Below are 15,909 nucleotides of genomic sequence, written 5' to 3' on the forward strand. Positions count from 1 at the left end.
AAGCTCCCCCCACGGCAGCTTCCGACGCCGACTCCGGTGCCCCACGTTCAGCGGCCGCGGACCGCCTGCCCCGACATCGCCACGAGGTCGTCCGCCCGCAGCCCCGGCCATCCGTGCAGCACCGCACGCCACTCCTCCGGCAGCGCCGCCGCCCCGTACAGCGCCCCGGCCAGTCCCCCGGCGATGGCCGCGACCGTGTCGGTGTCGTTGCCCGACCGCACTGCGCGGACGAGTGCGTCCTCGAGCGAGGTCGACAGCCGCACCGCCGCGTACGCCGCCTGCAACGCCGACACGACCCACCCGTTCGTCGCGGTGAAGCCGACCGGTTCCGCGTGCTCGGCCGCGACCAGCCGCTCTGCCCACGTCCGCCGCGTACCGGGTGCGAGCAGGTCCAGCCCCCGCAGGACGTCGAGCTCGCCGTGCAGCACCGCGTGCCGGATCGCGACGCACCACAGCACGCACGCGTCCCCAGCGTCCGCTTCGTGGTGCGTCAGGTCGCTGACGGCGCGAGCCGCCAAGGCGAGTCGCTCCTCCTCGCCGTCCTCGTCGCGCAGGTACGCGAGGACCAGCGGCACCGTCCGCATCAGCGACCCGTTGCCGGCCGACCGGCCGGTCGACTCGTGCACCTGCCGGGCTGCGACTCGACTGGCAGCGGCGGTCCGTTCCTCCAGACCGGCCGCCAAGACCTGTCGCGTCTGGATCCCGACGTCGGGCGCGGTCAGCGCCCACTCCACCCAGGCGGCGACGAAGCCGTCGAGGGTGGCTTCCGCCGCTGGGTCGTCACCTCGGGCGACGGCCTGGAGGATCGGCACGGCCATGCTCGTGTCGTCCGTCCACTCCCCTGGTCGCCACCCGAACGAGCCGCCGCCCTGCATCAGGATCGGCGTCGGTTCCGGGACGGGCGGGCCGAACTCGTAGCCGGCGCCGAGTGCGTCCCCGGCGGCGGAGCCGAGGACGGCGCCGACAGCGCGGTCGAGGATCGCGGTGTGCTCGGTCATGGCGAGACCTCCGGATCGAGTTAGCGCAGTTCCGCGCTAACTCGATCCTGCACCGGTCTCGTGATTTGCGCAAGGGCGCGTAAACTCCTGCTCGTGGCTGACACCGAGTACCGCGACCCGAGCGGCAAGCGCCTGGCGGACTACCCGCACCCCTCTGTGGCGGTCGACACGGCGGTCATGACCGTCGTCGACGGCGAGTTGTCGGTGCTGCAAATCTGTGACGCCGTCGACGATGACTGGCGGCTGCCGGGGACGTTCGTCCACGAGGGCGAACGCCTCGCCGACTCGGTACTGCGGTCGCTGCGCGAGAAGGCGGGCGTCGAGGGACTCGCGCCACGGCAGCTCCACGTGTTCGACGACCCTTCGCGGGACTCACGGGGGTGGGTACTGTCGGTGGCGCACCTCGACGTCGTGCCCGCCGCTGCCCTGACGATCGACCCCGGGCGGGCGCGCCTGGTGGCCGTCGCGGCATCGGGGGCGATGGTGCACGCGCACGACGACATCCTGGAGTACGCGGTGGCGCAGCTGCGGGAGGACCATCGGGAGCGGCCGGACCCGCACGGGCTGCTGGCGGAGCCGTTCACGATGACCGAGCTGCGGCGGTTGCACGAAGTGGTGCTCGGGGTGGAGTTGCAGCCGGACACGTTCCGGAGGGCGATGGTGGGGCGGCTCGTGGTGGCCGAGGGGAAGCGGGCGGAGGGGCCGGGGAAGCCGGCGGGGTTGTATAGGCGGGGGTGACCGTTCAGAGGAGGAAGCGCTCATGAGCGATGCCGAAATGACGGTGGCTCATCCGAGCACGGATGGCACCTTCCGGTCGTGAAGTCCCGCTAGCGTACGTAGACGTGCTCTCATCATCAGAGGTCGCACGCAGGGGTGAGAGGTTCCAAGAGGTGTCGTTGACCGAATCCGTTTCGCAGTCGAAGAAGCCGGAACGCCCGAACGTCGCGCCCGGCAGCGTGGTGCTCGTCCGAGACGCTGAGTGGTTGGTGCTCTCGACCGCATCGACGGGATCCGGGCTCCTCGTGACCGCCCAGGGTCTGTCGGAGCTTGTGCGCGACACCACGGCGACGTTCTACAGCGACCTCGACGAGATCGAACCCCTCGACCCTGCCCAGGCGACGGTCGAAGCCGACGACTCCTCCGGCTACCGGCGCGCAAAGCTCTGGCTCGAAGCCACCCTCCGGAAGACTCCGGTGCCGCTGCACGAGGACGCCCTGACGGTGAGCACGCAGATGCTCGCCGACCCGCTCGACTACCAGCGGGCCGCGGTGCGCAAGGCCCTCGACCGCGACAACCTCCGTCCGCGCCTCCTGATCGCAGACGCGGTCGGTCTCGGCAAGACCATCGAGATCGGGATGATCCTCTCCGAGCTCGTGCGTCGCGGCCGCGGCGAGCGCATCCTCATCGTGACGCCGAAACACGTGCTCGAGCAGATGCAGCAGGAGATGTGGACGAAGTTCGCGCTCCCCTTCGTCCGTCTCGACTCCCTCGGCATCCAGCGCGTGCGACAGAAGCTGCCGGCGACCCGCAACCCGTTCAGCATGTACAAGCGGGCGATCATCTCGGTCGACACGCTGAAGCAGAGCCAGTACCGCAGCCACCTCGAGAAGCAGCGCTGGGACGCCGTCGTCATCGACGAAGCGCACAACGTCATGAACAACACGACGTTGAACGGCGAGCTCGCCTCGCGCCTCGCGCCGCAGACCGATGCGCTCATTCTCGCGTCCGCGACGCCGCATAACGGCAAGAAGGACTCGTTCGCACGCCTCGTTCGTCTGCTCGACCCGACCGCGGTGACGCCCGAAGGCGACCTGATCGAGGACGAGGTGAAGCGGCTGATCATCCGCCGGCACCGGCACAGCCCCGCCGTCGCGATGGAGGTCGGCGCAGACTGGGCGGAACGACAGGAGCCGAACAACGTCCTGGTGCCGCCGTCCCCAGCGGAAGCTGCGATCGCCACCGAGCTCTCCACGGTGTGGCTGCACCCAAGGGATGGGCGGTCCCCGTACTCCGGCGAGAACGCATCGCTCTTCCCCTGGACGCTCGCGAAGGCCTTCCTCTCGTCACCGAGCGCCCTCGACGAATCGGTGCGTGAGCGTCTGAAGCGGCTCCGCAAGGGCGACGCTGACAGCGACGTCCAGCGAGAGATCGAGGCGCTCGAGCGCCTCGAGCAGCTGACGGTCACAGCGCTCGAGGCGACCTCGGGTAAGTACGAGGCCCTCCTGCAGCACGCAAAGAGCATCGGAATCGGTGCGAAGTCGGAGGAACGGCTCGTGGTGTTCTCCGAACGCGTCGCAACCCTGCACTGGCTCCGGCAGAAGCTCGCCAAGGACCTCAAGCTGTCGGACAAGCAGATCCGGGTGATGCACGGCGGGCTGACCGACCAGGAGCAGCAGGAGCTCGTGGACAGCTTCAAGCAGTCGGCCTCCCCCATCCGCGTGCTGATCACCGGCGACGTGGCGAGCGAGGGCGTGAACCTCCATTCCCAGTGCCACGAACTCGTGCATTTCGACATCCCGTGGAGCCTCATCCGCATCGAGCAGCGGAACGGCCGCATCGACCGGTACGGCCAGCGGCACTCCCCCCGCATCACGACCCTGCTACTCGACGTTGACGACGACGAGTTCTCCGGTGACGTCCGCGTGCTCCGGAACCTGCTCGAACGCGAGACCGAGGCGCACAGGGCGCTCGGCGACGTCGCATCACTCATGGGCGAGTACAGCGCGGCCGCCGAGGAGTCGGCGATCCGCGACGTCCTGCTCCGCAAGCGCAACTTCGACGATGCGGTCCCGACCGTCGAGGCGACGCTCGAGGAGGGCGACGACATCACGCGTCTGATGGCCGAACTCGCCGCCGAGCAAGCGGGCGAGAGCAGGCAGGACGGGTCGCTCCCAGCCGCGCACGAGCCGGGGACCCCCGGGCAGCACCCCAAGGCGGACATCGGTAGCGGCTTGTTCCCCGACCTCGTCTCGTTCCTCGACACGGCTCTGGCCGAGCGCTTCGTGGTCCCGAGCGCCGACGTCGGCCTTGGTGGTGTGGGGTGGTCGCGAACGAACGCGATCGCGCAGCTCGAACCGACCGCCGACCTCCGACAGCGCCTCGATGTCCTCCCACAGACGTACCTCCGAGACCGGCGCGTCACGGAACGACTGCTCCTGGCGACCACTTCGGTCCAGGGCAAGGCCGAGGTCGTCAACGCGATCAACGACAAGTCGAGCCCCTCGACCTGGCCGCACGCGCACTTCCTCGGCCCACTGCACCCGGTCCTCGACTGGGCGGCGGACAGCGCGCTCTCCCGGCTCGGGCGCAACCGCGTCTACGCCGTTCGCGGCGCCGTCGACCACCCCGTCGTCGTCGTCCACGCCACCTTGACGAACCACGCCGGTCAGGTGGTCGCGGGCTCGTTCCTCACCGTCGAGTTCCCCGACACCGCGGGCTCGTTCCACTTCACCCAGCCGCACGCCGACGCACGCGCCGCCCTTGCGCACGTCGGGTTCACGTCCGAGATGAAGACGAACCCGGGCGCAGTCGACGCCGCACCGCTTCAGGACCTCATCCCCCTGGCAGTCGATGCTGCTCGCAGCCACGCGGTCCAGCAGATGGCGGCAACGGCCGACGACATCCGCCGTCGTGTCCACCAGTGGGCGGCGCGGATCGACGACTGGCAGGGATCCGCGGCGGAGCGGGCCCAGTTGCGCGGGCTCCGGGAGCACCGAGACCGCGTCGACGACGAATCGAAGCTCGTCGACCGCATGACGCCGAACCAGCACTTCGTGCGTCCTCTCTTGGTCATCGTCCCTGCGGACAGTCCCGCAGCCCCCGAACACTCCGGAAGCGAGCACTGACCCGTGGGAACCCTCACCTCGGAAGCGATCGTCGTCGGCGAAGACTGGATCAGCGAGCACTACCTCACTACCGACTCGAAGTCGCAGTCCTTCCAGAGCCGGGTGCTCGAGCGTCGGGCAGCATGGGACGCCGAGGACACGGCAGGCGGCCCGTCGACGCGCGCTCGCTTCACGGCGAAGCGCGGCGAGCTGATGGACCTCTTGTCCACCGTGAACCCGGAGGGCGCCGACGACGCAGCTGACGGTCGGGAGGCCCTGCACGCGCTCTCGGCACACCTGCGGTCAGTCCTCGGGTACGTCCAGGGCGTCTTCCACCTCGACGAGTCGGGTCCGGTCCGGCACGTGGCGATCCACGGGCTCGAGGACGCAGCGCCGCTGGCTCTCGTCGACGCCAAGCCGGTCGCCCAGCTGGAGGATCTGCTCGCGAAGGACGGTGACACGCTGCTGTCTCCGTGGACGCCGAACGACGACGACCCCAAGCCGCTGAAATCGGTCTTGCGCGCACTGTCGGTCGTGTTCGAGCGCAGCGCGAAGTTCGCGCTCGTCTTCGCCGGCCGGTGGCTGCTCGTCGCCGAACGCGACCGGTGGTACGAGGGCCGGTACCTCGCACTCGACCTGCAGCTCGTGTGCGAGCGCAACGACGCCAAGCGTGGCGGTGAGATCGACCGTGTCCTGACCTGCGTCGAAGCCGCCTCACTCGCCCCCGACGGCGACGGCGATGTCTGGTGGACCTCAACGCTCGAGGACGCGGTCAAGCACACCGTCGGTGTCTCCGAGGACCTCCGTGAGGGTGTCCGCGAGTCCATCGAGATCCTCGCGAACGACGTGGTGGAGCGCCGTCGGGAGCGGGGCCTCGATCCGCTGCCGAAGGAGCAGGCCCAGCCGTTGGCCAAGCAGTCGCTGCGCTTCCTCTATCGGATCCTGTTCCTCCTCTACGCCGAGGCTTCGCCTCAACTCGGCGTCCTGCCGGTGAACGCGCCGGAGTACGAGAACGGCTACAGCCTCGATCGTCTTCGGGAACTCGCGCTCGTCGTGATCGAGAGCCCGCAGGGCGAGCGAGCGACACACCTGTACCAATCGCTCGACGTACTGTTCCGTCTCGTGGACCGCGGCCACACACCCGAGGCGAGGGATGACGACGGAGCCGAGGCAGGCCTCCAGTTCGAGAGCCTGCGAGCGGACCTGTTCAAGCCGGAGGCGATCGCCCTGATCGGCGAGGTCGGTCTCAGCGATCGAAACCTGCAACAGGTGTTGCGTCGACTGCTCCTGAGCAAGGAGACGAAGGGCAGGGACCGGGGCTACATCAGCTACGCCGATCTTGGGATCAACCAGCTCGGAGCGGTCTACGAGGGCCTGATGTCGTACACGGGCTTCTTCGCCGAGGAAGACCTGTTCGAGGTCGCGCCGAACGGCGACCCGTCGAAGGGCTCCTGGGTCGTCCCTGTCGGACGCGAGAACGGCATCGAGTCGCACCACTTCGTGACCCGCGAGGACCCGAACACCGGCCAGCCGAGGCGCGTGCGGCATCCCGCTGGCTCGTTCGTGTACCGGCTCGCCGGTCGCGAGCGCCAGCAGTCGGCGTCGTACTACACGCCGGAGGTGCTGACGCAGTTCACCGTCTCGCAGGCGCTCGAGGAGTTGCTCGATCAGGACGGTCAGCGGACGAGCGCGGAGGACATCCTGTCGCTGACGGTCTGCGAACCCGCACTCGGCTCCGGCGCGTTCGCGATCGAGGCCGTCCGCCAGCTCGCTGAGCAGTACTTGAAGCGCCGAGAGGAGGAGCTCGGCGAGCGCGTCGACCCGGACGACCGACCGCGCCAGCTGCAGAAGATCAAGGCTGCGATCGCGCTCCACCAGGTGTACGGCGTCGACCTCAATGCGACCGCCGTCGAGTTCGCCGAGATCACGCTGTGGCTCGACACCATGTCGGAGGGGCTCGAGGCTCCGTGGTTCGGTCTGCACCTCCGCCGCGGGAACTCGCTGATCGGTGCCCGCCGCGCCGTCTACGACCGGTCGTCGATCTCCAGCAAGGCGTGGCTCAAGCAGGGGCCGCGCGACGTCCCGCTCCGCAACGAGATCGAACTCGGCGAGGGCCAGCTCCGCGCGTCGACTGCTGGTGCTGTGCACCACTTCCTCCTGCCCGCTGAGGGCTGGGGTAGCGCGGTCGACGCGAAGGAGGCGAAGGAACTCGCGCCGGAAGCGCTGGCTGTATTGAAGACGTGGCGACGCGGCATCCTGGCGAAGCCGACGGCGAAGCAGATCGACCAGCTCATCGCGCTCGCCTACCGTGTCGAGACGCTGTGGGACCTCGCGCGGCGTCGACTGACGATCGCCGAGCAGGAGATCCGGCGCGACATTCCGCTGTGGGGACGCGATCAGTCGGGCTTCGAACGGAAGCCGGTCGTCTCTCGCGAGGAGATCGAGCGGACCCTCAACGATCCGGACGGTGCGTACCAACGACTTCGCCGCGTGATGGACGCGTGGTGCGCGATGTGGTTCTGGCCGCTCACGAATACGCTCATCAACGGGGCGACGCCACCGACGCTCGACGAGTGGATTGCGACATTCCGCGAACTGCTCGGAGAGCACACGGTCGCGAAACCGAAGGAGATCGCGCACGGGCAAGTTGCCCTCGGCTCCTCGCGCTCCGGTTGGGACGCACTCAACGACGAGGAGCGCGACGACCTCGACTTTGCGAGCGCACGGCACATCGACGACGTCCTTCGGGACCACCCGTGGCTGGCGGCGACACAACGAGTCGCAGAGCAGCAGGGCTTCTTCCACTGGGAGCTCGACTTCGCGAGCGTGTTCGAGCGCGGCGGATTCGATCTGCAGGTGGGGAATCCGCCGTGGGTACGGCCCGACTGGGACGAAATCGCGAACTTCGCGGAGCACGACACTTGGTGGGCCCTCACAGCAAAGACCAGCGCGAAGGAACAAGGGGTACGGCGCAAGGAGCTCTTGGCGGATCCTGACGTGGCTTCGGGAACGATTTATGGAATCGGAGCGGCCGCGTCGCAGCGCTCCTTCCTTTCAAACGAACTCTACTTTCCCGAGCTGAAGGGACTGCGCCCGGATCTTTACCGGTGCTTCATGAGCGCAACCTGGCGCCACGCTTCTCCCAATGGCACGACCGGCCTTGTGCATCCCGAATCCCATTTCACGGACGAAAACGCGGGCCCCTTGAGGGCCGCGACATATCGCCATTTGCGACGCCACTGGCAGTTCTTCAACGAGCTCGGACTATTCGAAATTGATAACCATGTCTCGTTCGGCGTTCACATCTATGCCACTGAGGGTGAGATCCGCTTCAAACAAGCGTCGAGCTTGTATCACCCGAAGACTGTTGAAACATCAATTCGGCATGACGGGCTCGGGGCCGAGCCCGGAGCGAAGGATGACGCCGGACGATGGAACCTGAGTCCGCATGCGTCGCGGATCATCGAAGTATCTAGGGCAACGCTCGCCAATTGGGCGTCTGTGCTCGGCAATCAAAGCGTGCCGGCAGAAACAAAGCTGCTGTACTCCACGAGCGCGAGTATCGAAACGGCGTTCCTCAAGATTGCCAATCGCTCTTCCCTTCGAGCTAGGGGGCTCAACTACGCCCTAGGGTTCGATGAGACAGCGGAACGAAAGGCTGGATCGATCTCTGCGGAATGGTCGCACCCAACAAAATGGGCTGACGTAATTATTCAGGGTCCGCACCTTTTCGCCGCAACTGCGTTCAACAAGGAACCCAACCCGACTCTGAAGAGCAATCGAGACTGGTCGCGAATCGATCTTGAACAGATGCCGGTCGATTTCATACCAGCAACGGCCTATAAGCGACTGAGGAACAGGGCGAGCAAACCTTTTGTGACGTGGAACTACGCCGGCATCGACAGGGCGAGCTCGGAGCAATACCGGGTCGCTTGGCGCTCGATGGCCGCGAACCGAAATGAACGCACCCTTATTGCGGCAATCATTCCACCCGGAACGGAATATTTGACTCAAAGCATCTATGCTCTTGGCGCAAAAAACTCGATGCAAGAGCGAGATGTTCCGCTTGCAGCTGGCATCTTAACCTCCCTGCTATCGGATTTCCTGATCCGTAGCGCTCCAAAATCGTCGATACCGAGAAGCTCTATCGAACGCCTCCCTTATCCCGAAAGCGAGAGCATTCGGAATATGATTGCCATACGGGCCCTTCGCCTCAACTGCCTCTCGGCGAGCTTCGCAGAGTTATGGAACGCGACAGCTGCTGCCGCAGCTTGTTCGGCAGATCCACTGCTCGAACAGCTACCTTCGGAACCCTGGCGGTGGCAGAGGTCGTCCGCCGCGAGAACCGCCCAAGACCGTCGCCAAATGCAGATCGAAATTGACGTGCTCATGAGCATTGACGTGGGGATCACAGCCGATGAGCTGTGCACTATATACCGCACGCAATTCGCGGTGCTGTTTGGCTACGACCGCAACGTGTACTTCTACGATGCGAATGGCCGACTGGTGCCGAACGAGGTGCTCAAGGTGTGGCGGCAGAAGCAGGAGGCGATCAGCGAGGAAGAACGGACGGCGACGAACACGTCGGGTAATACGTACATCTACGAGCTGCCGTTCCGAACGCTTGATCGCGAGGCTGACATGCGCCAGGCGTACGCCCACTTCGAGAAGCTCTTGCAGGACGAAGCATGAGCGAGCTGCTCCCCTCCGTGCAGGCCGGCGAGATCACGAAGGGACTCGTCGACTTCTTGACGACGACGTTCGCGCTGTCCGAGCCCGAGGCACAGACGACGCTGCAGCAGTTCCTGCAGGACCCGGACGACGGGATCTTCCGTGGGCCGTACGTCCGCCTTCGCCTGCCGTTCCGCGCAGCCGATCCGGGCTGGGAGACGGCGCTCGAGTGGACTCCCCCGATCGCTCCGTACGGGCACCAGGCGGAGGCGATCGCGCGGCTCTCCAGCTTGCAGACGGCCAAGCACGACGGCCCGCAGCCGACGCTCGTCACGACGGGGACCGGTTCGGGGAAGACCGAGGCGTTCCTGTACCCGATCATTGACCACGTCCTCCGTGCGAAGCGACAAGGCGTCGAGGGGATCAAGGCGCTCATCCTGTACCCGATGAACGCGCTGGCCAACGATCAGGCTCGACGCATCACCGACCTGATCACGACCGACTCGGCGCTCGGCGGGATCCGGGCAGCGCTCTACGTCGGTGAGGAGGGCCCGCAGCGCTCGGCAGTGACCAAGGACGGGCTGATCACCTCGCGCCCCGCCATGCGGGAGCAGGCCCCGGACATCCTGCTCACCAACTACAAGATGTTGGACCAGCTCCTTCTGCGTCCGTCGGACGCGACCCTGTGGGACCAGAGCGCCACGAGCCTCCAGTACCTGGTCCTGGACGAGTTCCACACGTACGACGGCGCACAGGGAACCGACGTCGCCATGCTGCTGCGGCGCCTCGGACTCGCGCTCAAGGGGCGCTGGGCGGACGAAGACTTCGGCACAGCGGCGCGGCAGCGGCCGCTCGGGGTCCTGACGCCGGTCGCGACGTCGGCAACGCTCGGTGACGGAAGCGACCCGAGCGCGATGATCGCGTTCGCGAACACGGTTTTCGGTGGGGGGTTCGACGCATCGAGCGTCGTCACCGAGACGCGACTCTCCGTGGACGAGTGGGCTCGTGAGTCCGTTGATGCGGTCGACAGGCTGCGCCTGGCACCGGTTCCACTGCTAGATGCACGTGCAGCTCAGCTCCACCAGCAGCTCCGCGGACAGCGCCGCAGCCCGGAGGAGATCACGGCCGCGGTGCTCGAGCTGTTCTACGTCGCGGTGGAGGACGAAGCGGGTCGGAGGCGCTACCAGGCGGCGCTCGCTTCGGCAACCGACGGCGCTGACCGGCTCGAACTCGAGTTCGCACTCATGCTGGCGCACCCGTTCGTCCGAGCGCTCGTGACCACGACTGAACAGGCGACGTCACTCGCGGAGCTCGCGCAGACGCTGTTCCCCAACGAACTCGTCGCAGGCGAGCGGCCCGCGGACCGAGACGACGCTCGCCGCACCACGATCGTGATGGTGCTCGCCGCGCTCAGTCAGCTCCGCAAGGAGGTTGGACGCCGGTCCGTGTCGGTCGACCTGCACCTCTGGGTTCGCTCGCTGACGCGCGTCGATCGAGCGGCTCAAGCGCTGCCCGAGTTCCGCTGGGCCGACGACGGCGAGCTCCAGACCGATGCCGGTGTCGGGCCTGCCGCTGCCGAGATCGCCCCTGCCTTCCCCGCGCTGTACTGCCGGCACTGCGGTCGGAGCGGTTGGGGCGTCGAGCTGGCTCCGACCGGGTGGGACCTGGCGCAGACCGACGCGAACATCCGCCGGGACCACGCCAACAAGCAGTCGAAGAGCAGGTTCCGAGCGCTCATCCACGCCCCCCGCGAGGGCGAACTCGCCCTCGCCGGCGAAAACGAAGACGACGGATTGACCACTGGCCCATGGTGGTTCCGCGTGGCCGACCGTCAGCTCACGAGCGAACGCCCGAGCGCTGACGACGAGGGCGTCGCGGTGCCGGTCCTGACGTTGACGGGCAACGACGCGGACGACGAGTCCCGCGACGACGTCTGCCCCAACTGCGGCAAAACGAACGGCATCCGCTTCCTCGGCTCGGCGATCGCCACGCAGCTGTCGACGGTGGTGACGACCCTGTTCGGCGACCGGCACCTCCACGTCGGTGAGAAGAAGGCGCTGGTCTTCACCGACAGCGTGCAGGACGCCGCACATCGCGCTGGCTTTATCCAGAGCAGGGCGCGTGTCTTCAACCTGCGGAACGCCGTCCGACAGGCTGTCATCGAAGAAACGACACTCGACGACATCCCCGCGGCGATGATGGCCGCAGCGCAGACCCCGAGCGAGCGCTACCGGCTCCTCCCGCCCGACCTCGCGGAACGTGACGGTTTCCGCGGGTTCTGGGAGACGGACAAGGCGGTGTCGGCGGTCGTGAAGAAGCGGGTGCAGCGGAGGCTCGCCTTCGACCTCGCGCTCGAGTTCGGGCTCGAATCGCGGGTCGGCCGCACGCTTGAAGAGACCGGCAGTCTGGCTGCCCACGTCGAGGCAGGACCGGCAACCCGCCTGGAGGCAGTGGGTCGCGCGGCCGTGCAGGGTCTCGAAGTCGACTGGTCGCTCGACGACAGCCGCGACGGCCTGCTCGAGGCAGCGTCCGTCGTTCGCTGGGTGCGCGGCACCGTCGAACGCCTACGCGAACGCGGCGCGATCGACCACCCATGGCTGGACAAGTACGTCGAGAACGACGGCAATCGCCACTGGGTGTGGGGCGGCCGTCCCAGACAGGAAGGCATGCCCGCCTTCCCGCAGGGCCGAGAAGCGCCGGCGTTCGCACGAGTGGGCAAGAAGACGACGGGTGCACGCGAGTCAGCGCTCGACACCGTCACGTCATCGCAGAGCTGGTACGCGCGGTGGACGGCTCGGTGCCTGGGAGTCGCGCCGTCCGCGGGCGAGAAGCTCGCGCGCCGGCTCTTCGAGACGCTCGACCGCGAGGGGATCGTCACGTCGAGGCCGATCGCGGGCGGAGAGACTCGCGCCTACGGTCTGGCTCCGAGCAGCATCATCATCGCCCCGGTGGCCGGCGCCGGCATCGGCCAGACGCTGGTCTGCAACACGTGCGAGACCGAGACACCGTCCGCTAGCACCACCGCAGACCAACTCGCCGGTGGTCCGTGCACGATGGCACGGTGTCCGGGGACGCTCCTGCGCAAGGACGCGGCGCAGGAGAACTTCTACCGCGACCAGTACGACAACGGCCAGATGCGTCGTGTCGTCGCTCGCGAGCACACCAGCCTGCTCGCGGACAAGCTCCGGCTCGACTACGAGACCCAGTTCAAGAACAGCGACGTGCAGCCCGACGCGCCGAACGTGCTCGTCGCGACGCCGACGCTCGAGATGGGCATCGACATCGGAGACCTGTCGACCGTCTTCCTGGCAGGCCTCCCTCGGACGGTGTCGTCTTACCTGCAGCGCGTGGGGCGAGCCGGACGATTGACGGGGAACGCCCTCGTCCTCGCGTTCGTCCTCGGCCGTGGGGATCAGCTGCCGAAGATCGGTGACCCTTCCTCTGTCATCAACGGCGCCGTCCGGCCGCCCGCGACGTACCTGAACGCGATCGAGATCCTGCAGCGTCAGTACACCGCGTTCGTCGTCGACCAGCTCGCTGCGGACGGAACGCTCCCTGAGGTCCAGTACGCACCCTCGGTCCTCGAGAGCTCGGACCCCGGTTCGTTCCTCGACCTGGTCATCGCTCAAGCGGAACGGCGCGCCGAGAAGCACCTCGAGCGGTTCACCGGCGCGTTCGACTCGCTGAGCGAGGACGTCGTGGCCGGGCTGTCGGACTGGGCTCGCCCCGTGGGCACAGCCGTCCGATCGAGCCAGCTCGCGCGGACGCTGTTGGATGCGAGCCTGCACTGGAACCAGGAACTCGAGCGGATCCGGATCCGGACGAAGGCGATCGAGGAGTCGCTACCTGAGCTCAAGCGTCTGGCCGAGCTGACGAAGGAGAGCGAGGACGTGTCCGCTCACAACGCGGCGCGAGCCGCGCTGCGTCTGGCGAAGAAGCAGGCCGGGGAACGACGGACCGAGTTCTGGGTCGCAGCCCTCGAGCGGTACGGCGTGCTCCCGAATTACACGCTGCTCGACGACCGCGTGCAACTCGACGTCGGTCTCACCTGGGTCGACCCCGAGTCCGGCGAGTTCGCAGAGGAACAGCGGAGCTACGAGCGAGGGCGCAGCCGCGCGATCAATGAGTTCGCACCGGGCGCGCACTTCTACGCGCAGGGCCTCGACGTGACGATCGATGCCGTCGACCTCGGAACGGACGGCGAACGCGTCCGGACGATGGCGTTCTGCCCCGAGTGCGGCTTCGCACGGGACCTCGACGAGGGCGCGGTCACGACGTGCCCGCGGTGTTTGAGCACCGCCATCGCGGACGTCGACCAGCGCCTGCGCGTCGTCGAGATCGAGCACGTCTCGGCCGAGGTTCGACGCGACGAGTCGAGCATCAGTGACGCGAACGAGGAACGCGATCGCACGCGTTTCACCGTGCAGCTCGCCGCAGACCTGGACGACGCTGACGTGTCTGCGCAGTGGTACGTCGACGAGGTCGGCTTCGGGTGCAAGTTCGCGCGCTCGATGACGCTGCGCTGGGTGAACCTCGGTCGCGCCGGACTTGGGGCGACGCGGTTCGTTGCCGGGTCGGAACACGCGGCACCGCTCTTCCGCGTCTGCAAGGGCTGCGGGAAGCTCGATCGTGAAGGCGACACGAACCACGCGTGGGAACACCGCGTGTGGTGTCGGTACCGGAAGGACCGGGCCGAGCACACCGACACAATCGGCCTGACGCGGACGCTCACGACGCAGGCCATCGTGCTGCGGGTCCCGCCGTCGATGACCGTCGGCGACGCACTGTCCATGCCGAGCCTGTCGGCCGCGATCCAACTCGGTCTGCGAGAGGTCATCGGCGGTGACCCCGACCACCTCCAGCTCGCGACCATCGTCGAGCCCGTTCCTGGCGAGGACGTGAACAACCTCGCACTGCTCATCCACGACACCGTGCCCGGTGGGACCGGCTACCTCGCCGACCTCGCTGACCCGTCGCGCATCCGCGAGGTGTTCGAACAGGCCCTCGCCGTCTTGGGGCGGTGCGACTGCGCCACGGATCCGGTCCGAGCGGCATGCGACAAGTGCCTGCTGCCCTTCGCCCCAGGCGGCGACGTGGGCAGTGTGTCGCGCACGAGCGCGCTCCACAACCTGCAGGTCCTGCTGCAGTACCGGGACGGGAGCGCGTCGGACTGGTCCACGACCGAGGTCGACCCGGGCGTCCAGGATCCGGAGTCCCACTTGGAGCAGTGGTTCCGGAAGGTGTTCAAGGAGCGCGTGACGGCGCTCGGCGCGCGCCTCAAGGAGATCCCGGGCGAGTGGGGGTCGACGATCCAGGTCACGCTGCCAGGACAGCACCGGACGTGGTCGTTGCGGCCGCAGCAACTCGTCGGCGGTACGCGGCCGGACTTCGTACTCGAGGCATCGGGCGCTCCAGTTCCGCCGGTCGCGATCTACACGGACGGGTTCGCCTACCACGCGTCGCCAGCGCATCTGCGACTGGCAGACGACGCGACGAAGCGCCAGGGCCTGCGCGATCTCGGTTACCGCGTCATCGCGCTGACATGGGACGACCTGCGCCGACTGCGGGACGACGAAGCGGAACCCGATCTGCACGTCTACGACCCGTCGATGTCCTTGAGGTTCGCCGGGCCCTTCCAGCTGACCCCAGCGGACGTGCAGATGCTCGACGAGAACCCGGTCACGACACTCATGGGCTGGATCCAGAGCCCTGAGGACGCTGCTGCGCGAACCGAACGTCTTGCCGATGCGCTCCCGATGCTCGCGATCCCCAGGGGCAAGATGGTCGCCGAGAGCGGGTCGATCGTCGAGCAGGCGATCACGCTCGCGCTCGACAGCACCGGACCGATCATGGCCGGCCCGACGTCCTGGGCGCTCCGGTCCGAGCACCTCGCGATGCTCGCGCGTCGTCCGGTCGGCGTCAAGGGAGCGACGCCGCCCGAGACAGCGCTCGTGCTCGACGACGGGCCGGAGGCACTGACCGCACCCGGGTTCCGGGAGGCCTGGCAACGGTGGCTGCGGCTGTCGAACCTGCTCGGGGCACGCTTGGCGAAGCCGGTCACGATCACGACCGCCAGTGCCACCGCCAGCGTCGCGGAGGCGCCGACGCTGGCGGTTCGCGAAGACTCCCGCGTGGATCTGCCCACGGAGTGGCAGAAGCTGATCGCGATGGCCGAACCGGACGAGGCAATGGTCCTCCAGCAGCTCGCGGAAGTGGGCGTCGCCGTGCCCGCCCTCGGTCACGAAACGGCCAGCGGCATCCCCGTCCCGGTCGCATGGCCAGGGGAACGCATCGCGCTCGACGTACTGCTGAGCAGTGCGGACCGTGACGACCTCCTCGGCGAGGGCTGGACCATCGTGTCCCCCTCGGACGATCCTGCCCTCCTGCGAATCCCGCATCACCGGAAGGACTCCTGA

5 protein-coding genes are annotated in these 15,909 nt (G+C 67.6%); 4 read left to right on the forward strand and 1 reads right to left on the reverse strand.

Going from position 1 to position 15,909, the window contains the following annotated elements; genetic code table 11:
* Positions 1–47: 47 nt before the first annotated feature.
* Positions 48–998: an ADP-ribosylglycohydrolase family protein gene (locus tag KM842_RS07215; protein ID WP_216261773.1), complete on the reverse strand. Its 951-nt coding sequence runs from the start codon at positions 996–998 to the stop codon at positions 48–50.
* A 93-nt stretch (positions 999–1,091) separates the two neighbouring features.
* Between KM842_RS07215 and KM842_RS07220 the strand changes: the two genes are divergently transcribed.
* From KM842_RS07220 to KM842_RS07235, 4 genes are all read left to right on the forward strand, one after another.
* Entirely contained in the window at positions 1,092–1,736 is a 645-nt protein-coding gene (locus tag KM842_RS07220) for an NUDIX hydrolase (RefSeq protein ID WP_216261774.1), read from the forward strand.
* A gap of 152 nt (positions 1,737–1,888) precedes the next feature.
* Positions 1,889–4,843, forward strand: coding sequence for an SNF2-related protein (locus KM842_RS07225; RefSeq protein WP_437124546.1), 2,955 nt, complete (start codon positions 1,889–1,891; stop codon positions 4,841–4,843).
* A gap of 3 nt (positions 4,844–4,846) precedes the next feature.
* Positions 4,847–9,514, forward strand: a complete 4,668-nt coding sequence (locus KM842_RS07230) for an Eco57I restriction-modification methylase domain-containing protein (RefSeq protein ID WP_216261776.1) — start codon at positions 4,847–4,849, stop codon at positions 9,512–9,514.
* Entirely contained in the window at positions 9,511–15,909 is a 6,399-nt protein-coding gene (locus KM842_RS07235) for a DEAD/DEAH box helicase (RefSeq protein ID WP_216261777.1), read from the forward strand. Before KM842_RS07230 ends, KM842_RS07235 begins: the two co-directional genes overlap by 4 nt.

It is taken from the genome of Curtobacterium sp. L6-1, from assembly GCF_018885305.1.
Classification (GTDB): domain Bacteria; phylum Actinomycetota; class Actinomycetes; order Actinomycetales; family Microbacteriaceae; genus Curtobacterium; species Curtobacterium aetherium.